Source organism: Vibrio crassostreae, assembly GCF_024347415.1.
GTDB classification, from domain to species: domain Bacteria; phylum Pseudomonadota; class Gammaproteobacteria; order Enterobacterales; family Vibrionaceae; genus Vibrio; species Vibrio crassostreae.
In genome coordinates, this window is the sequence record NZ_AP025477.1 from 1,576,123 (window position 1) to 1,596,312 (window position 20,190).

The following is a 20,190-nucleotide window of genomic DNA, read 5'->3' on the forward strand; positions in this document are numbered from 1 at the left end:
ACAGATTTCCACTAAATAGCTTTGACGTCCATTGCATCATACGGCCAGAGGCTGTCTCGGGCTCTGTTTCACAACGTTTCATTATAGACTTATGTAGTGTTGTTTTTTTACATCCTTTGCAATAGAGATCAGGCATACCTTTGTCCTATAGGTCTTTAGTGGTTACTGACAATTGACACATCATGTCCAATTCGGTTCCACAATTCACCGAGCTAATGACAAAAGTGAGCGCTAAGTTCAAAAAACAGCCACTTTTCTATTTTGTTTTTTGACATCAAACGCGATCAACAAGATTGATCTTTCATTTCTCGCTCAAGATCCTACGCTTTCGATTTACATTGTAAACCCCAATTTCAACATCAGAAAACCTCGAATAGACTTAATTTGAAATAAGACAAAGGCCGTACTCACATAAAAAAATAGAGCCACCAAAGTGACCCTATTTATTACTCTAAGTTTTACAATGTAAATTCGGCTGTTTTTTAACCGATAGTCATTGGGATTAGTCTAGCTCAACGAGGTTCTTCTCGAACTCAGCGTGTTGCTTCTTAACTTCGTCTTCTGGCTCGCCAGTGATTAGGCTCACGATAACGATAGAGATAGTCGATAGGATGATTCCCGGTACGATTTCGTAAACATCGAACCAACCGCCCGTGAACTGTTTCCAAAGTACAATCGTAACACCACCAACCACGATACCCGCTAGAGCGCCGTTACGGTTCATACGAGACCAGTATAGGCTCAACACGATAGCTGGACCAAATGCAGCACCGAAACCAGCCCATGCATAAGATACAAGGCCAAGAACTGAACTGTCTGGCGTCATCGCTAGCACAAGTGCAATTAGAGAGATTAGGATTACCGCGAAGCGGCCTACACGAACGATCTCTTCAGACGTCGCATCTTTCTTAAGTACTTGCTTGTATAGATCTTCTGCCATCGCAGATGAAGAAACAAGAAGTTGTGAATCCGCAGTACTCATGATTGCCGCTAGGATTGCAGCCAGTAGGATACCTGCAATTACTGGGTGGAACATCGCGTTTACAAGAAGCATGAAGATCTTCTCGCCATCGTCTAGCTTAGGTGCACCAGAGTTCGTCACATAGATTAGACCAACAAGACCAACCAGCATTGCACCAACCATAGACAGTGCAGTCCATACCACCGCGATGCGACGCGCTGTTGTTAGGTCTTTATTAGTACGTGTTGCTTTAAAACGAGCAAGAATGTGTGGCTGACCGAAGTAACCTAGACCCCATGCCGCTAGCGAGATGATCGCGATAGCAGAAAGTGGCTCGCCTTTCGCATCATTCCATAGCGTTAGTAGCTCTGGGTTGATGTTGTGTAGGTCAGTAGACAGTTGGCCAAGGCCACCGTTCATTGCTGCGATTGGTACAATCAATAGCGCAGCAGACATCAATAGACCTTGAACCAAGTCAGTCCAAGATACCGCAAGGAAACCACCAAACAGGGTGTACGAAACCACACATACTGTGCCGATAATTACCGCTGTTGTGTAATCTAGGCCAAATACCGTTTCAAACAATTTACCACCCGCTACCAAGCCTGAACTTGTGTAGAAAAGGAAGAATAAAAGGATAAAGAAAGCAGAAATTGTTTGGATCAGCTTAGAGTTATCATTGAAGCGACGAGATAGGAACTCAGGCAACGTCAGTGATTCAGTTGTAATACTGTAAGTACGCAGACGCTTAGCACTGATTAACCAGTTAGCCCAAGTACCAACAAGCAGGCCACCAGCAAGCCAGAATGCTTCAAAGCCAGCAGCGTAAGCGTAACCTGGTAGGCCAAGTAGCAACCAACCACTCATGTCTGATGCACCAGCAGAAAGTGCAGCAGGCCATGGACCTAACGAACGACCACCTAGGAAGTAGTCAGTTGAGTTAGATGTACGTTTGTAAGCAATAACACCGATTGCCAGCATCATAATTAGATACGCAATGAACGTCGTCGTTATTGCAAAACTGTTTTCTATCATTTGATAGTCCTCATTTTGTAGAAAGCCTTCCATGCCTAATTCAATGCAAGACACTCACCGTAAAGGCAAGCGAGTGCATTGAGTTAGGTATTGAGGCTCCAAAGCACCGTGGTGAAACCAAAAATGGAATACCCAGAAATGGAAACACCAAAGGTCTATAGAGCCAATTTTACTGAAGGTTAGTGAGCTTCGCTTCCAAGTTCGAGCAAGGTCGCGTTACCGCCCACGGCTGTTATATTTATAGTTCGCGTACGCTCGGTAATGAAGCGCAGCGATAGGTGTGGATCATTGGCAACATTCATTGTCGCCAGATCCGTTTCAGCTACTAAACCGACGATTGCACCGTCACGCTTAGCAAGCTGTAAATTGATAGCTTGTGCCGTTTGCGAGTTACCTACGTAACCCACGCTACGTACATCGCAAGACAACAACTGTTGAGCAGCGTCATACGAGGCAACTTGCACCAAGTTAGTTGGCAAGTTAGCCGACTTAGCTGCGTCTACAATTAAGGTATTGAACTGCACATCATCACTGCACAATTGAACGCTGTTACCTGCCAATAGCGCAGCAGTAATCAAAGCCATTGCAGTTTGCAGCGCTGGCACTTTCTCTTCGCAATCATCAACAATAACCAAAGCCACACCGCGACCAGCGGCATACAACTCATTGGTTTCGCCCGTAGGACCTGCCATTAGGTGATGTTCAGAAAGCAGCGCAGACGCTTGCTCTAGATGATAAGTCGCCACCGTCGCCAAAGGCGCAGATTGACTTTCGATCTCTGATTTCAGCGCAAGTACCTGAGCACTCTTGTAATCAAAGTCGGTAAGGTTCCATTGTTCCCACGCTAGCAAAGCATCAGAAAAACCTGTCACTTGATGAACCATGATAATGCTCCTTATGCCTTGTCTTGTGATTGAGAGAAATGAACATCAGTAAAGCGGTATAGGTAGTGAGGACCACCCGCTTTAGGGCCAGTACCTGACAAGCCTTGACCACCAAATGGTTGAACACCAACAACGGCGCCCACTTGGTCACGGTTGATGTAGCAGTTACCCACACGAACGTGTTTTTCGATCCAACGGTAAGTTGTCTCGTTACGGCTGTGGATACCCATGGTTAAGCCAAAGCCCGTTTGGTTGATTTGGTCTACCACTTGCGCTAGCTCACTCGCTTTGAAGCGAACAATGTGTAGCACTGGGCCAAACTGTTCTTCTTTCAAGCAGCTGATGTCATCAATCTCAAAAGCACTCGGTGGAACAAAATCACCATGTTCACAATCCGTACCTAGAGAAAGCTGAGCTACCTTCTTCTGGGTATTGGTCATGTTTTCTAAGTGCGCCATTAGCTTCTGTTTCGCGTTTTGGTCGATAACAGGGCCAACATCGGTTTTATGAAGGTGTGGAATGCCAACACTCAGCTCGTCCATTGCACCGTGAATCAATCCAACCACGCGGTCTGCAATGTCTTCTTGGATGTAAAGCACACGTAGTGCAGAACAACGTTGACCTGCTGAAGCGAATGCTGAACGAATCACATCACGAACTACCTGTTCAGGCAGTGCAGTACTGTCGACGATCATTGCATTTTGGCCACCGGTTTCCGCGATAAACGGAACTGGCTTAGCGTTACGGCTTGCCAATGACACATTGATGCGTTGTGCTGTTGGGGTTGAACCCGTAAAGGCTACGCCCGCAATCGCATCATGGCTGGTTAGCGCACTGCCGATCTCAGCACCACGACCTGGAAGCAACTGAATGGTGCCAGCAGGGAAACCCGCTTCGTTCATCAGTTCAACGGCGCGAGCTGCAATCAAGCTTGTTTGTTCAGCAGGTTTCGCCACAACCGTGTTACCTGCGACTAGTGCCGCTGTAATTTGGCCAAGGAAGATAGCGAGAGGGAAGTTCCAAGGGCTGATACAGACGAACACACCACGACCTTGTCGAGAAGCGATTCGTGTTTGGCCATCAAAACCTTTTAGTTCGAAACCTTGTAGATTGTCAGCTTGTTTAGCGTAGTAACGACAGAAGTCGACGGCTTCACGTACTTCATCAACACTATCGTGAATTGTCTTACCCGCTTCTTGATGACAAATCGCCACCAATTCAGCGAGGTTGTCTTCCATCAAGTCAGCTAACTTATCAAGTGCCGCCGCTTTGGTTTCAACCGATGTTGCGTTCCAATCAGCGAATGCTGCGTCTGCGCCAGTGATCGCTGCGGAAACATGATCAAGGTTAGCGAAAGCCACCTGCCCCACATTAATACGACGATCATAAGGTGCAGTCACTTGCTCAACGTTCTGATCAGCCTTGATCATGCTTTCGGCAAGAGATTCACCGTTGATCACAGGGCCCGCAGTCCATTGGTTGTTTAAGAAGCCTTTTACTTGCTCTTCAAACTGATGCGCTTCACTTTCAATATCAATGTTCACACCGTAAGAGTTCTTACGCTCTGGGAATACCGCCGGTGGCAATGGAATCTTAGTGTTGTGCAGTGTATCGAATGCAAGAAGCATATCGACAGGATGTTGAGTCAGCTCTGCCACAGGGCAACGCGCATCAACTAGACGGTGGACAAACGAGCTGTTTGCGCCGTTTTCTAGCAAGCGACGTACTAGATATGGCAGTAGATCTTTATGGCTGCCAACCGGTGCATAGATACGTACCGACTGTTGGTAAGCTTCCATCGCATGGTTGTACAGAGAATCACCCATGCCGTGTAAGCGTTGGAATTCAAAGTCTTTATGGTCGGTCATTACGGCAATAGCAGAAACCGTATGAGCATTGTGGCTCGCAAACTGCGGGAAGATATTGCCACGAACGCTTGGGCTCAATAGGTAACGCGCACATGCAAGGTAAGCTACGTCTGTCGCTTCTTTACGTGTGTAAACTGGGTAATCAGTAAAGCCAGCTTGTTGCGACCATTTGATTTCGCTGTCCCAGTAAGCACCTTTAACTAAGCGAAGCGGGATCAAATCACCCTGCTCTTTCGCTAGGCGGTTTAGCCATACTAGAACCGGAAGTGCACGCTTTGAGTAAGCTTGAATAACCAGACCAAATTTACCCCAACCTTTTACAAGATCAGTGCGGTACAGTTTTTCGAATAATTTAAGAGATAGCTCTAGGCGATCCGCTTCTTCAGCATCAATCGTAATTGCAACATCAAGCTCGACAGCGCGGCGCAGTAGTTGCTCTAGTGTGTCGCACAGTTCATTTAGAACACGGTCTTCATTCGCCACTTCATAACGTGGGTGAAGTGCAGAAAGCTTGATAGAAACAGACGGTGCTGGGCTCGATTTTGAAGAGACATATGTGTCTCGACCTACGGCTTCGATCGCCATTAGGTAATCTTTGAAGTATTTGTTTGCGTCTGCAGTGGTCAGTGCTGCTTCACCTAGCATGTCGTATGAGTAGGTAAAACCTTTATCACGCATAGACTTACCGTTCTTTTGCGCTTCAGCAATGCTACGGCCAAGAACGAATTGGTGACCCATCACCTTCATTGCTTGGTGCATCGCTTTACGAATCACAGGCTCAGAAAGCTTGTTCACTAAACGGTTAACCGCTTGACCTGCACTCTGCTCTTTAGATGAAAGTCCAACCACCTTGCCCGTTAACATTAGGCCCCAAGTGGATGCGTTCACAAACACCGAATCAGAATTCTTAAGGTGAGACTTCCAGTCCGCAACGCTCAGTTTGTCGCGAATCAGTGCATCAGCTGTTGCTGAATCAGGAATACGCATCAAGGCTTCCGCCAGACACATCAGCAAGATGCCCTCTTGAGTATCTAAGCTGTATTCAAGCAGCAGTGCATCGATCATCTGGATAGAAGTCTTATCCGCACGGATAGCCTCGATCAATGATGTCGTTTTCTCTGTGATTTGCTGCTTTTCAGACTCAGAAGGGGTAGCTAGTGGCAGAAGTTGCTCTAGCCATTGGGTTTCATCCACCATATATAATGGTGAGATAAGCGACCATAGATCAGCAAGCGGCTGCTCGTTGAATTCTGGCTTTAACACATCAGTAGCTGTAAACATGCGTTTTCCTTAATCTCACACCCGGAATTAGCCCGGGGATCTCTACAATGGCTGCAGTGTATTTAGAGTATATAAGGATTACTTGTCAAAAACTCCGAGTTTTTTGCTAAAAACTCGCTTTATTAACAAAACAAACACAACGTCACATATGAAACTTTAAAATAATATGCCGTTTTGTTTCACTATTTAACAGAAATTTTCTTTTTGTATTGGGATGGTGACATGCCTTGAAGGCGTGAAAAGGTGTGAGTAAAGGAAGATTGACCGGAGAAACCAGCCAATTCTGCAACCTGACCAAGACTCAGATTACCTTGTTCGATCAAGCGGCGAGAGCGGTCGATACGCTTACCTAATACATACTGGTGAGGAGTAATGCCCATTTGCTCTTTGAATAGCATGTGGAATTGGCTTTCGCCCAAAAACACGCTGCCTGCAAGCTGCGCGACTGAGATCTTATTCGCGAGGTGTTGCTCGATGTAACGATCCAGAGCTTCAAGGTCGAAACGCGAATCTTTGATTGAGGTTTCAAACGCCGAGATGTGTCTTTGCATCAATGCGATCACCGTATCATTACAGGCACGGCTTAATAGCAGATCATCAGGGCTTGCCTGCATCTCTTGTACCAACATATGGATAAGTTTTTGAATTTGCGCGTCTAATTGGAAGTAGACATTTGATGACTCTAGCTGGTTAATCTTCTCTAGCATCAGAGGGTCGTCGTCACTCGGCACAGGCATGTTAAGTACCAGAATATCCGACTGACCGACCACACCACCGAAAGCATGATCAGAGCTTGCTGTCACCACACATCCTTGCCCTGGACCGACAAGATTACCCTTACCGCTGACTTCAAATTCCGCCTGACCTTTTAGACCAATCACCACCTGAGAATAATGGTGATCATGACAATCCATATGCGAAGGCAAGGTAATGATCTCTGCGGGACGAGGGCCAGTAAGGCCTAGCGGAGACAAATCTAGGTTTGGAAAGGGTAAAGGTTTTGGCATGACAGCAAAGTACTCAGGTCAACATAGTAAGAATAATACTCTGAAATCTGCACAAGATGAATTTGTAAATGATCATGAGAGTCATTTCCTGACCTCAAACAAAAGATCATCACCGCGATCGTCTTGATCATGCCTCCGGAAAGATGATCAAGAGTGTATAAACTACGGCCATTGTAAAACCAATCGTTCCGGCAAGTTTAGGGGCTTCACAAGCATGCAAGCACGAAAAACCATGTCATCAATAAATGCTTCACCGCTCTAACATAATGAATGAATTTTCTTATATAGCTCAAATAATTGGCTATAAACCTGTAAAAAGTGTATCCGAAGTACCGAAACTTGGCTTTTGAGTAGATTGGATAGCAATAAAACGGTATAAAGACGGGTACTGTGTTAATTGCTAATAACTAGTGACTCACAACTAGGAAGTAGACACTTTATTAACGAGCCAATTTCAATCTACAAGTTGCAGGGACCTATGACTAACTTTCGAATTTCAGCGCTTTTACTTGCGCTATCCCCTCTTTGGGTATCTGCATCGGTATCAGCTGAAGAACTGAATCAAGTCGATCCCGTTTCAGCTATCGATGCAAAGCTAACAGAGAAAAACTCAGATATTGAGCGTATTTCAGCAACCAAAGTATCGGCGACTGAAAACCTAAAACAACTTCAAAACAAGAACAGCAAGTTGTTACGCGAAGGTGAAGAACTTAAGGCAAAACGCAACAGAGCCAAGTCTGTACTCGACAAACAGTACAGTCGCTTGCTTGAAGATCCAGAAACGGATTTGGTCTCTTTCCAGAAAAGTTACCAAGACGCTTGGGCTGCGGTTAAAGAGAATCAATCGGCTCAGCTAGATAACGAACAAGCGATGAACGAGAGCGAAATTCACCTTTCTCAAATCAAGCAAAAGCAAGCTCGCCTGAATAATGAGCTAGCAAACTTGAGAGAGTCAAAAGTTGAAGCTCGTGTAAAACGTATCGCGACAGAATTGCGTGAAAGTGCGGTTCTTGAAACCAGTTACACCACCACATGTTCATCAACAATGACACTGGGTGAGTGTACTGCACAGGGTAAACACCTGACCAATCAGAAAGCCGTGCAAACGTTCAAGAGCCAATTACTTGAGCAGCTCACAGAAAGCACACTAGCGAAGCAAAACTTGCAAGGTGTTCAACTGAATATCCATGTTCAAGACAGCCAAGCAATCAAGAGTGGTTTCTCTGGTAACAACTCTTACTTCATGCAGATGCAAGCTCAGCTTCAAGCAAAACCTGAAGCAGTTGCAGCATGTAACCTATTGAATGTTTCGACTCGCTACTGCTTAACAGGCAGTGACGCTGCGGTCGTTAAGAAGAGTGACAAACAGTGGGCTAACGTGACGGTACGTTCTGATCAGTACAACGACTCAGTAACCATCAACGGCATTAAGTACGGCAGCACGCCTCTTGAGGTTGCGCTACCAAGCGGTCGTCACCAAGTAACCATTTCAAAACAAGGTTACGAGTCTTACAACCGTACAGTTACCGTCAACGGCAGCGACACTATTTGGGTTAAGCTTCTTCCTAGCAAAGAAAGCTAAACACCCTTTCTACATAGAGCTAAGCCGATATAAACGCTTAGCTCTATATCAGATAGCCGTGCCTATTTCACAAAGCTGAATGAACACTCGCCATTTTGTTGATAGTTATAAACTGTATGATCGTTATAACCTTGTATAGTCGTTATAAACAGTAGCTGCAGACGAAATGGCGTTCTCGTTTAGAATATTCGATTAACCTAAATTACGATTGAAGTAGCCCATCATGCGCCAAGGTCTTCCTACTCTACTATTTGCACTTGCTCCCTGCCTAATGACTCCTGCTGTTTTCGCAGAAGCAACACCACCAGCGATCGCGCCTTCTGTCACCGATATTGAAAGCTCACTATTCGAAAAGCATGCCGACTTAACGGCTGTTGAGAAGAAACTGGCTGACAAACAAAATGAAGTCGACAATCAAGCGCAACAAACGGCACGTCTAACCAAGTTATCAGCTCAAGCTGAGCAAACACTCGCAAAAGCGAAAGCCAGCCTAGAGCAAGATTATACGCGCATGATTGATGAGCCCGACTTCGACATCTCGCCAGCTCAAAGCCTATTCCAAGACGCGTGGAAAACAGTAAAAAAAGGCAAGCTTGCGATTTCAGACTCTGAGCAGAAGCAGCAAGGCTTGGTGATGGAACTTGAGGCTATTCAAGCCGAGAAAGCGACGGCAGAAGCTTCAATCGCAACCCTAAATCAAGACAAGCTAAGAGCAAGAGCAGAGCGACTAAGAAACGAGATCACTCAGACGGAAGAGCAAACAGTGAGCTTTACTAACCGTTGCAGCAGCGATATGACACTGGCGCAATGTTCAGACCAAACGGTGACCTTGGCACTTCAAAAAGCGGTAAAACAGTTCCAACATAGTCTGGTAGATAACGCGACTGAATCGAACACAGTGAAAGAACACCTTGCGTCTGCTTCGCTGAATATTCATGTTCTGCAACACAAAGTGAAATCCTCTGGCTTTTCTGAAGATAACCGTTACCGAGCGGTGATTGCGGCGAACCTAGAAACACGCCCAGATAAGAACACACCTTGTCGTCTGCTTGGTATTCAATCATCAAACTGTTTCACGCAAAGCGAGCAACAAGCCAACGACCAGCAAAAAGAAGTCGCTTGGGTTAACTTGGTGGTGCGTTCCAATCAATACAACGACAATGTTTCTATCAACGGCGTGAACTATGGCAGCACACCGGTTGAAGTAATGTTGCCAACGGGCCAGCACATGGTCACGATCGAAAAAGAAGGCTACCTTTCTTTCCATCAAGAGCTGAAAATAGCCCGCGATCACAACCTAAGAGCCGTACTACAAGCCAAACAGAATTCATTGAATGTCGGCACTAAGTTTGCCGACCCTATGGGTAACGACATTCAGAGCCCTGAAATGATTGTGGTTGGATCTGGTCGCTACCTGCTGGGTGAAAACAATGCCAAGCAAGTGACCATCAAACAGCCATTTGCATTAGCCGCAACTCCGACTCGTGTTCAAGATTTTAAAGCATTCGTTGAAAGCACAGGCTACCAGACAGACGCAGAACTGATGAACACCTGCGATACGTTCGTCAATGCAGAGATCACAACCGTTTCAGACAATGACTGGCAGAACCCAGGCTTTAAGCAAGCAGATAACTCGCCGGTCGTTTGTGTTAGCCAAAATGATGCCAAAGCTTATACTCGTTGGTTATCTAAAAACACAGGCTTCACTTACCGTTTGCCAACGCCACAAGAGTGGGAAGCTGCAGCAAGAGCAGGCCAAGACACCAACTTCTGGTGGGGCAACGAATTCCGCTCTGGCAAAGCCAATACAGGCTGGGCGGGTACACCTTGGTCAAACGTTAGCACATCTCCAGTTAAGTCATTCCTGCCAACGCCAACAGGCTTCTACGACATGGTGGGGAACGTATGGGAATGGACAACCGCTCAGAAAGGCTTAGCGAAAGGTGGCGCGTGGAGCTTCTCTCCGGAAGAAGCGAAAGTGTATAACGAACTGTACGTACCACCTTCAACCGCAGCTAACTATTTAGGATTCCGAGTAGTAAGAGATCTATAGGCTCCCAATCACAGGAGCAAAATCTTAAATATTTACTCTAGGTTCTCAATTATCACATTGAACAGCATTTATAGGGGAATTCCCCCCTTATGCATAAGCACTCCTAGGAGTAGATTCGTCGATAGAGTAGTAAGTCACTCTGGGTATCAAATTGATGCCTCAGTTTAATTTACCTGACCCTCGTAAATTAGACTGAAAATCTTCTACATGTCGACAAGGCATATCTTGTCTTTGGCCAGCCCCTCTTCAGGCTGGCTTTTTTTTGCCTGTTTATTACCCTTTATGCCCATCGATTCTCCGAGATTGACACAGTTAGTCAGCAGTCCGTTCAACTGATATTCACCCTTTATTTCTCGTGTAGATTTCAAACTCAAATGGCCATTGCAGCACTATAAGAAACTGATATCATTGTGATACCTCTGATTGCGAGATAAAACATTGCCAGATCCACTCAACTCCATACATCGTTCTTTATTCGAGCAACTTCCAGGCTGCTGGGGCTGCAAAGATACTGACTCGGTCTTCGTGTACGCCAACCTTGCTTACAACCAATTGATCGGCTTAAAACAGGGCGAGACTTGTACTGGCTTGACTGACTTCGACATGCCCAGTCAAACCACTGAGTGCGCACAAGATTTCAGAGCTCAAGACAAACATGTGATGGATACACGCAGTACCCTTAAGATCCTTGATATTCACCCTTATCCAGACGGACGCTGGCACGCCCATATCTTTACTAAAACCCCTTGGCTTGATGACGACGACAACGTCCAAGGCACCATCTTCTATGGCCAAGAGCTTACCGATACCGCGATCTTAGAGGTCGGTCATTGGGTTTGTCAGGCAACAGGAACAAAAGGCAACCAGGCATCGCTTGCGGGGTCAGAGCCGCGCGTGTCTAAACTGCAAAAGCGGCTGACTTCGAGAGAATCAGAAGTGCTGTTCTTACTGCTTTTCGGCAAGAAACCACAGTACATCGCGTCGACGTTAAACATTTCAATCAAAACGGTCGAAGGTCATGTCGCTAGATTGAAACAGAAGTTTGATGCACGTAGTAAAAGCCAGTTAATAGAGTATGCATTGGACTCAGGATTAGGCTCAGTGATCCCAGAAACTCTGCTCAAAAAACAGATCTCCGTTGTTCTGCACAGTGACTGATTTACTGTTCAACTGAAAATGCAGACAAAAAAATGCCGTTGATAAGTCTCATCAACGGCATTTTTGGATCGGTTAACAGCTAAGCGATCAAGCAGCCTAAGGCGCTAGGCGATCAATATCCCAGCTGTTGTCTTGGCGAGAGAACAAGAAACGGTCGTGCAAGCGGTGTTCACCACCTTGCCAGAACTCAATACTATCGACACGAACTCGGAAGCCCCCCCAGAAAGAAGGCACTGGGATCTCTCCTTTAGCAAACTTCTGTTTAAGCTCTAGATACTTACCTTCTAAAATCCCACGAGCTGAGATGCGGCTACTCTGCTTACTTGCAATCGCGGCCAATTGGCTCTCTTTTGGACGTGACGAGAAGTACTTCATATTTTCCATAGCCGTCAGCTTTTCAGCCGTGCCCGTAATATGAACCTGTCGCTCAAGTGGATGCCAAGGGAAGTGCAAACTGATTTTGCTGTTGTGCTCAAGCTGGTGCGCTTTACGGCTACCCAAGTTGGTGTAAAAAACGAACCCGTCTTTATCAACATTCTTCAGCAGAACAATTCGTTGGAATGGCTGACCATTTTCATCAACCGTAGCAACTGTCATGGCAGTAGGGTCCGTCAACTTCGCTTCAATGGCTTGCTCTAGCCATAGATTGAATTGCTCAATCGGGTCTGCGGCCAAGTCTTTACGTCTCAATCCACCCTTAGCGTATTCGCGACGAATATCTGTCAGTTCCATTTGGTTGCTCCTTTCAATTTTTTTGTGATTTTGCGCTGTAATCCTTTGAAACACAAGTCTCAGCCATGGTTTTGTCTCACAGAAGCTGTTCGGTGTTAACAAGATCTCGGTACTCTATCCATCATATTGATAATCTTTATGCAAACCGATGACAAGCAGAGATCCAAGTGACCAAAATACTGCCTAACCTAATGACTCCTTTTGTTTTATTCTCGTTGTTACTGGGAGCAGCAGGGCTGACCGCAACCCACTTTATGGCAGTACAGTTCCAAGAAAAAATCGTCACTCAGCAACTCAATGAAGCGGCCAATAAAGCCAACCTACAAATTGATTCTGAATTGGACAAATTCAAACAGATCCCGAACTTACTCAGTCATGACCCGCGCTTGCTTTCTTATTTTGACTCATCACCGCAAACAGACAAGATTTCCGCGGCTCAGCTCAATCAATTGCTGTTTGAATGGTCAAATCAAAGCCAGGCCGACACTATATATATCCATGACCCAAGTGGTACTGTGGTCGCTTCCAGTAATTATCAAAAGCCTCGCACCTTTGTGGGTGAGAACTTCTCGTTTCGCCCCTACTTTGCTTCTGCCATTCAAGGTAACAACACACACTACGTCGCACTGGGTGCCCGCTCGAATGTACGCGGTTACTTTCTATCTTCACCGCTGTATGTTGAGAATGACATTGTTGGTGTTATCACCGTAAAAGTGAGCTTAGAGAACCTCGAAAACATCCTAACCAGCGACGAATTTGAGATTGTGGTACTCGACTCTAACCAAGTGGTATTTCTATCAAGCCAAGCTCCGTGGCTTTACCATTCATTGTTGCCACTAACGCAGCAACAACAAACGGATATCGCAATTCAACGCCAATACGGTCAAAGCGAAATTTCGATCATCGAAGTCTTTCGCTCTTCAAGCTCTCAACCAGAAGCTAACGCTAATCGATCTAACAACCTTCAATCCAACCAAATCCAAAAAGAGCTCACGGCTAACCAGTTATTCAAGCTTGGTACTTTTAATCTTTACCCAGCTGCCGTCAGTAACAATCAGTACCAAGTGGTCGCACTAAAAGAGACTCGGGCTGAGCTTATAAAAGTACTGCAGATCGATGTCATCTTCGTCGTGATTTACAGCTTGGTGATGCTTATTGCTTGGTCATGGCGCCAAACCTACGTAGCGAAAGTGGCGTTGACCCGACTCAACCAAAACTTAGAGCAAACCGTTGATAAACGGACTCACTACTTGAAGCAATCCAATCAACAGCTGCAACAAACCATCTTTCAATACCAAGAGTCGCAGTTGAAGTTAAAGCAGACAGAACAAGAGCTAACACAAACTGCGAAATTAGCGGTACTTGGTGAGCTGTCAGCCAGCATTAATCATGAAATCAACCAACCACTTGCAGCACTGCGAACCTACAGCGAGAACAGCTTAAAACTGCTTGAAATGGAACGAACCGATTTGGTGAAAAGTAATCTTGAGAAAATGATTGGCCTAAACAACACCATTACCGACATCATCGCGCGACTCAAAGTCTTTACTCGCAAGGTCACCAAACAAGAGCATCATGTAGCCAACCTGCATCAAGCGGTCAACAATGCCACCAGTATTCTCAGCGCACTGATGATCAAGCAAGGCATCACGCTCAGGTTAAGCACGGTACCAGATGACATTAATATCGCGATTCATCCGACCGAGCTCGAACAAGTGCTGGTGAATCTGATTCACAACGCGACTCAAGCTCTTCAGCAGCAAGCCATAGATCAACAAACCTTGCTCCAACAAACAACAGTTCAACAAACAGCAGACCAACAGGCTATTCCGCAGATAGGCGTTGAATGGCAACTGCATGAAGACATGTGTCAGGTGATCATTTGGGATAACGGAATTGGTATGTCTGCCGACAAGCTTGAACAACTTTTTGACCCGTTTTTCACCACTAAGCCTGAAGGTTTAGGGCTTGGACTCTCTATATCTAAACGGATTATTGAAGCGTATCACGGCTCGATCAGTGCAGCCCAGTTGGAGCCGTCAGGCATGGTATTCTCGCTTAATATCCCGTTATACAAAGTTAACAACTGACGCAGAATTGGTATTGTTAACGAGAAAACGAATTTCACATTATTGCTAATCTCACATACAGCTAAGGACTCGGCTTTGCACTCTATGCCCAAACTCTATTTTGTCGACGATGAACCCGCTATCCGAGACTCCGTAGAACAAGCCATGCTGATTGAAGGCATCGATATCGTCTGCTTTCCTAATGCTATTGAGGCTCTAAAGAAGATAAATACCACGCAAGCCGGGATTGTCATTACCGATATTCACATGCCGGTGATGGATGGCATTCAATTAACGCAAAAATTACTGAGCCAAAATCCTCATTTTCAGGTCATTGTACTTACCGGGCATGGTGACGTGCAAACCGCGGTATCTGCGATGAAAGCCGGGGCTTATGATTTTCTGGAAAAGCCGTTTGTGGTCGATGCCCTCCTCACAGCAGTAAGAAAAGCCGCAGATAAGCTCGCACTGGTTGAAGAAAACAACCTATTGCGTAAAGAGTTGGCGATGCAAAATCAGGTGGGCCCAAAACTGATTGGTCAATCGCCATCAATGCAGGCATTACGCCGAGAACTGATCACCTTAGACACCAAAACCAACCCACTTCTATTGTTTGTTGGTGATTTAGGGACGGGGAAAAGGGTCACAGCACAATACACTCATGATTTACACAGTCATCAAACTGCGGAACTTTGCCCTGTTGCTGCGTTTAATTTGCCACGCAGTGACGAAGCGACATTTCATCAGTTTGTTTTGCAACTGTTCTTGAAGCATCAAGGTGGAACGATCTATATCCATGAGACAGAAGCATTAACTCAGGATCAATGGCTGTGGTTAGCGAATCTAAAACCCACTCTACTTCGTGAAAACTCATGCAAGACCAATGCAACTTGTATCATTATCGCAACCAAAATAGTTCCTACTACAATTACAGGTGAACTGCGCCAATTTAATTTACTACCCTTGGCGCAAAGAACGGAAGATATTGGGTCTTTGTTCAAACACTTTGCTCGCGGTGCAGCAAGTCGCTATCAGTTGCCGCCGCCCGTTATTACAGAAAAAGAGATTCAACGACTCATTGCAACGCATTGGGTAGAGAACATTCGCCAGCTTCGCCAGCATGCCGAACTCAGAGTCTTGACTCAAATTAAGCAGCCGTCGCTCGACAGCGATACTAATGAGCAAAATGACGATAACGAACTCGACGTCAGCATTGAAGAACAACAACAGTCGTTAAACCAACGTACCGATAGCTTTGAACAAATTATCTTGATTGAGGCACTACATCGCCATCAAGGTCGTTTAAAAGAAGTACAACAAGAGCTGCAGGTGTCGCGAAAAACGCTGTATGACAAACTAAGAAAGCATCAGCTCGATAAAACCGATTTCAAGAACCGATAAGTCTTAAAAAATATATAAATTCAAAGATTTAAAGGAACAAAATCTTAACATTTATAAGAAGTAAGAATACACTCAATAGGCTTGCACTTTTACTTAGCGAACAAGGACTGTTATGAGTCAGAAAAATTTCAGCAAATTGAACGAGACCGAGCTTGAGTATGTCGACGATAAAACAGCGGCACTACTCCTCAATACGCCCACCAGTGCGCGTATTATGTTGTGGGTGATCGTTCTGTTTTTTATTGCTGCTATTGGGTGGTCTGCTTGGGCAGAGATCGACAAAGTTACCGTTGGCCAAGGCAAAGTGATCCCTTCCTCTCAAATCCAAGTGGTGCAAAACCTTGAAGGTGGCTTAGTTAAAGAGATCTTAGTTAAAGAAGGTCAACGTGTTCAGAAAGGTCAGCAGCTACTGTTGATCGATGACACTCGATTCCGTTCGGACTTCCGCGAACGTGAACAACAAGTGGCGAACTTAACCGCCAACGTGTTGATGCTATCCGCTTCATTAACCAGTGTCGTCATTAACGAAGAGTTCTCTGTTGAAGAGTGGAAAAAAAGCGTGTTGCTTGATTACGGTAAACTCGCCTTTCCACCAAAATTCTACGAACTTCAGCCTAAACTGGTTAATCGCCAAAAAGCCGAATATCGTCAAGATCTGAATAACCTAAAAAACCAACTTTCTGTTTTTGATCAACAAGTTGAACAGAAACAGCAAGACCTAGTTGAGATTAAGGCGCGGGTTCGCAACCTAAAACAGAGTTACCAGTTTGCTCGCCAAGAACTGGATATCACCAAACCCCTCGCCGATGAAGGGGTGGTACCACGAATTGAATTACTTAAACTGCAAAGACAAGTGAACGACACTCGCCGAGAAATGACCTCAAGCGAGCTAAAAATCCCTCTGCTACGCTCAGCAATCAAAGAATCCATGCTCAGCCGTATTGATGCTGCCCTGAACTTCCGCTCCGAACAACAAGAAAAGCTCAATCAAGCGCAAGATAAGCTCTCTGCAATGACCGAATCGGCTGTTGGCCTTGAAGACCGAGTAAACCGTACTGTGGTGGTTTCTCCTGTAACTGGCACCGTTAAAACATTGGGCATTAATACTGTCGGTGGTGTTATCCAACCGGGTATGGACATCGTTGAGATTGTACCGACAGAAGACTCTCTCTTGGTTGAAGCGAAAATCGCCCCACAAGATATCGCTTTCCTACGCCCAGAATTGACTGCCATCGTTAAGTTCAGTGCCTATGACTTCACTAAATACGGCGGTCTAGAAGGCGTACTAGAGCACATCAGTGCCGATACCACTCAAGATGAAGAAGGCAACAGCTTCTACATCGTGCGTGTGCGCACCGAAAAACACAATTTTGGACAGAACGAAGAGTTGCCAATCATTCCGGGCATGACTGCCTCAGTCGATATCATCACAGGCAAAAGAACCGTGCTTGAGTACATGTTGAAGCCACTATTAAGTGCTCAAAACAATGCACTAAAAGAGTAAGGACGTTGGATGTTTGATAACGCCTTTCAGTACGCAGTAAATAGACAAGAGCAGAGGCTATGAAGTCTCGGATTTCGCTATTGCTGCTAGTTCTTACCTCTTTTACCTCTGTGGCGCTCAACAAGAGCGACCAAAGGTGGATAGATGCGGTGACCAAAACCTACGGCGATAGAGCCGGAAAGCGAGTAGCAACGTGGCGTTCAAACATGACGTCATACGACAGATTAAGTGAAAAAGAGAAGCTCAGGTCAGTGAACCAATTCTTCAACCAGATGTACTTTGTCGATGACAACTTACTGTGGGGAAAAAACGACTATTGGGCAACACCACTGGAGTTTTTAGGCAGCAATGCTGGTGACTGTGAAGATTTCACTATCGCAAAATACTTCTCTTTGCTTGAACTGGGCGTCCCAGATAAGAAATTGCGATTAGTGTACGTAAAAGCACTGGAGTTAAACCAATTCCATATGGTGTTGGCGTACTACTCAACACCGAGTGCAGAGCCACTAATTTTGGACAACTTAAACCCTGAAATTAAACGCGGTTCCAAACGCCCAGATCTACGACCGATTTACAGTTTCAACGGTAAAAATCTTTGGCTGATAAAATCGGCAGCGGGCAGCGGTAAATTAGCAGGGAAATCTTCAAGATTGAGCTTATGGAACGACTTACGTTCTCGTGAGCGCTCTCTAAAATTAAACAAACCCATTATCAATTACGATGAGTAGGTACAATGACTTTATATAAACAGCTTGTGGTCGGGATGGTTGCAGTGTTCATACTGCTGATGACGTCAGTTTTTATGATCGAATTCAATACCACCCGAGGATACTTAGAGGAGCAGCAACGCTCTGAGGTAAGTAATACCATTAATACTGTTGGACTGGCTCTCGCCCCTTACCTAGAAGAAAAAGACAAGGTGGCAGTGGAGTCTGTAATCAACGCCCTGTTTGATGGCAGTTCTTATTCCGTCGTTCGATTGATCTTTCTCGACAGCGGTGATGACATTCTCCGCTCATACCCTGTAAAGCCAACTGGCGTACCGGAGTGGTTTACCAACCTAAACCTGTTCGAGCCTGTTCATGACCGCCGCGTGATCACCAGTGGCTGGATGCAACTGGCAGAAGTAGAGATCGTAAGTCATCCAGGCCCTGCCTACGATCAACTTTGGCAAGCATTCATCCGCTTATTAAGCATCTTTGGCACGATCTTCTTGCTCGGTTTAGTGTCTATATCTTGGATCCTTAAACGCGCTTTACGCCCGCTCTCGTTGATCATTACTAAGATGGATCAGATCGCCAAGAACCAGTTTGGCGAACCTCTAGCTCGTCCAAAGACAAAAGATCTAACCTTGGTTGTCGACGGTATCAACCACATGTCGACTCAAGTTGAACTGGCATTTAAAAACCAAGCGAAAGAAGCTCAAAAGCTGCGTGAAAGAGCGTATATCGACCCTGTATCTCAGTTAGGTAACCGTGCTTACTACATGTCTCAGTTAACCCAGTGGTTAGAAGAGTCTAGCTTAGGTGGTTTAGCGGTACTAAAAGCCGAATTTATTAGTGAAGAGTACGACGAAAAAGGCTACCAAGAGGGTGATGCCTTGGTTCATCAACTGGCTGAACAGCTACAGGCTTCAATTTCATCACCAGATATCACCATCGCCCGTATTTCTAGTGACGAGTTTGGCTTCATTATGCCGAACATTGACGAAAGCGAACTTAAACTTGTCGCGGGCAGCATCGTAAATTGCATTCAAAACCTAGGTTCAGACCCTACAGGTACGGCGAATCCACACATCGCATTAGGTGTGACATACAGCAACACCCGAAAAAACAGTACCGAAATCATGTCGTTGGTTGATAACGCACTCTCAAGTGCCAAGGCGAACCGAGAGCTTGCTTACGGTTACGTAACCGCAGACGATCACGGCGCTGTGATGGGTAAACAACAATGGCGTATGTTGGTTGAAGAAGCGATCATCAACGACCTCATTACCTTCCGTCTTCAGGCTGCAAATAATGCCTTTGGTAAAACGTATCACCAAGAAGTATTCTCTGCGATTGAAAAAGATGGCGTGCGTTACGGTGCTAACCAGTACTTGTACGCACTAGAACAGCTTGAAATGAGCCACATTCTCGACCAATACGTTATCGAGAAGATGATTGAAAAACTGAATGCGAAAGAAGTAACAAGCCCTGTTGCTATCAATATTTCGCCAAGCAGTATTTCTCAACCAAGCTTCATCCGCTGGATCGGTAAGACGCTTGAACAAAATACTTCAATCGCTCACCTGTTGCACTTTGAGATTCCAGAAAACTGCTTCATCAACGTTCCGCACTACACGGCACTATTGTGTAACACCATTCGCAATGCTGAAGCGGTGTTTGGTGTCGATAACTACGGACGTAACTTCCAATCTCTGGATTACATCAACGAATACCGTCCAAGCTATGTGAAGCTAGATTACCTGTTCACACATAACCTGGATGACGAAAAACAAAAGTTCACCTTAACGTCGATCTCTAGAACCGCTCACAACCTAGGCGTCACCACCATCGCGTCTCGAATAGAAACTCAGACTCAGCTAGATATCTTGTCTGATAACTACGTAGAAGTGTTCCAAGGCTTCATTGTTGATAAATAGTTGTAAGGGTT

The 20,190-nt window shown here is 45.5% G+C and carries 13 protein-coding genes; 8 read left to right on the forward strand and 5 right to left on the reverse strand.

Going from position 1 to position 20,190, the window contains the following annotated elements; genetic code table 11:
• Positions 1–502: 502 nt before the first annotated feature.
• From putP to OC193_RS22750, 4 genes are all read right to left on the reverse strand, one after another.
• On the reverse strand, positions 503–2,029 hold the full coding sequence (putP, locus tag OC193_RS22735) for a sodium/proline symporter PutP (RefSeq protein ID WP_170960787.1): 1,527 nt from the start codon (positions 2,027–2,029) through the stop codon (positions 503–505).
• 146 nt (positions 2,030–2,175) lie between these two features.
• Entirely contained in the window at positions 2,176–2,880 is a 705-nt protein-coding gene (locus OC193_RS22740; RefSeq protein WP_048664438.1) for a 1-pyrroline-5-carboxylate dehydrogenase, read from the reverse strand.
• An 11-nt stretch (positions 2,881–2,891) separates the two neighbouring features.
• Positions 2,892–6,029 carry a bifunctional proline dehydrogenase/L-glutamate gamma-semialdehyde dehydrogenase PutA gene (gene putA / locus OC193_RS22745; RefSeq protein WP_048664437.1) on the reverse strand — a complete coding sequence of 1,046 codons (3,138 nt, stop codon included), beginning with the start codon at positions 6,027–6,029 and terminating at the stop codon, positions 2,892–2,894.
• Positions 6,030–6,211: 182 nt separating this feature from the next.
• On the reverse strand, positions 6,212–7,036 hold the full coding sequence (locus OC193_RS22750; RefSeq protein WP_048660513.1) for an AraC family transcriptional regulator: 825 nt from the start codon (positions 7,034–7,036) through the stop codon (positions 6,212–6,214).
• 478 nt (positions 7,037–7,514) lie between these two features.
• Between OC193_RS22750 and OC193_RS22755 the strand changes: the two genes are divergently transcribed.
• From OC193_RS22755 to OC193_RS22765, 3 genes are all read left to right on the forward strand, one after another.
• Entirely contained in the window at positions 7,515–8,618 is a 1,104-nt protein-coding gene (locus OC193_RS22755; RefSeq protein ID WP_048660514.1) for a PEGA domain-containing protein, read from the forward strand.
• A gap of 223 nt (positions 8,619–8,841) precedes the next feature.
• A complete protein-coding gene (locus tag OC193_RS22760; RefSeq protein WP_048660515.1) occupies positions 8,842–10,671 on the forward strand; it encodes a formylglycine-generating enzyme family protein in 1,830 nt (609 codons plus the stop codon).
• Positions 10,672–11,094: 423 nt separating this feature from the next.
• The gene (locus tag OC193_RS22765) at positions 11,095–11,829 is read left to right on the forward strand and encodes a helix-turn-helix transcriptional regulator (RefSeq protein ID WP_048664436.1); all 735 of its coding nucleotides are present in this window, start codon (positions 11,095–11,097) and stop codon (positions 11,827–11,829) included.
• A 96-nt stretch (positions 11,830–11,925) separates the two neighbouring features.
• Here OC193_RS22765 and pdxH read toward each other — a convergent pair whose 3' ends face one another.
• Complete coding sequence (pdxH, locus tag OC193_RS22770) at positions 11,926–12,561, reverse strand: pyridoxamine 5'-phosphate oxidase (protein WP_017061203.1); 636 nt, start codon at positions 12,559–12,561, stop codon at positions 11,926–11,928.
• Between the two features lie 167 nt (positions 12,562–12,728).
• On the opposite strand from pdxH, the gene OC193_RS22775 reads away from it, so the two are divergent.
• The 5 genes from OC193_RS22775 (at position 12,729) to OC193_RS22795 (ending at position 20,179) form a co-directional block, all read left to right on the forward strand.
• Positions 12,729–14,651, forward strand: a complete 1,923-nt coding sequence (locus OC193_RS22775; protein ID WP_048664435.1) for a sensor histidine kinase — start codon at positions 12,729–12,731, stop codon at positions 14,649–14,651.
• An 84-nt stretch (positions 14,652–14,735) separates the two neighbouring features.
• Positions 14,736–16,031 carry a sigma-54-dependent transcriptional regulator gene (locus OC193_RS22780; protein ID WP_048664434.1) on the forward strand — a complete coding sequence of 432 codons (1,296 nt, stop codon included), beginning with the start codon at positions 14,736–14,738 and terminating at the stop codon, positions 16,029–16,031.
• A 112-nt stretch (positions 16,032–16,143) separates the two neighbouring features.
• The gene (locus OC193_RS22785) at positions 16,144–17,535 is read left to right on the forward strand and encodes an HlyD family type I secretion periplasmic adaptor subunit (protein ID WP_048660519.1); all 1,392 of its coding nucleotides are present in this window, start codon (positions 16,144–16,146) and stop codon (positions 17,533–17,535) included.
• A gap of 59 nt (positions 17,536–17,594) precedes the next feature.
• The gene (locus OC193_RS22790; protein ID WP_048660521.1) at positions 17,595–18,263 is read left to right on the forward strand and encodes a transglutaminase-like cysteine peptidase; all 669 of its coding nucleotides are present in this window, start codon (positions 17,595–17,597) and stop codon (positions 18,261–18,263) included.
• A 5-nt stretch (positions 18,264–18,268) separates the two neighbouring features.
• Positions 18,269–20,179, forward strand: a complete 1,911-nt coding sequence (locus tag OC193_RS22795; protein ID WP_048664433.1) for a bifunctional diguanylate cyclase/phosphodiesterase — start codon at positions 18,269–18,271, stop codon at positions 20,177–20,179.
• Positions 20,180–20,190: the final 11 nt, after the last annotated feature.

Excerpts from the sequence above, each read along its gene's own strand:
- putA (WP_048664437.1), bottom strand. The coding sequence starts at position 6,029 with ATGTTTACAGCTACTGATGTGTTAAAGCCAGAATTCAACGAGCAGCCG.
- OC193_RS22760 (WP_048660515.1), top strand. The coding sequence starts at position 8,842 with ATGCGCCAAGGTCTTCCTACTCTACTATTTGCACTTGCTCCCTGCCTA.
- OC193_RS22785 (WP_048660519.1), top strand. The coding sequence starts at position 16,144 with ATGAGTCAGAAAAATTTCAGCAAATTGAACGAGACCGAGCTTGAGTAT.
- OC193_RS22755 (WP_048660514.1), top strand. The coding sequence starts at position 7,515 with ATGACTAACTTTCGAATTTCAGCGCTTTTACTTGCGCTATCCCCTCTT.
- OC193_RS22750 (WP_048660513.1), bottom strand. The coding sequence starts at position 7,036 with ATGCCAAAACCTTTACCCTTTCCAAACCTAGATTTGTCTCCGCTAGGC.
- OC193_RS22780 (WP_048664434.1), top strand. The coding sequence starts at position 14,736 with ATGCCCAAACTCTATTTTGTCGACGATGAACCCGCTATCCGAGACTCC.
- putP (WP_170960787.1), bottom strand. The coding sequence starts at position 2,029 with ATGGAAGGCTTTCTACAAAATGAGGACTATCAAATGATAGAAAACAGT.
- OC193_RS22740 (WP_048664438.1), bottom strand. The coding sequence starts at position 2,880 with ATGGTTCATCAAGTGACAGGTTTTTCTGATGCTTTGCTAGCGTGGGAA.
- OC193_RS22795 (WP_048664433.1), top strand. The coding sequence starts at position 18,269 with ATGACTTTATATAAACAGCTTGTGGTCGGGATGGTTGCAGTGTTCATA.
- OC193_RS22790 (WP_048660521.1), top strand. The coding sequence starts at position 17,595 with ATGAAGTCTCGGATTTCGCTATTGCTGCTAGTTCTTACCTCTTTTACC.
- pdxH (WP_017061203.1), bottom strand. The coding sequence starts at position 12,561 with ATGGAACTGACAGATATTCGTCGCGAATACGCTAAGGGTGGATTGAGA.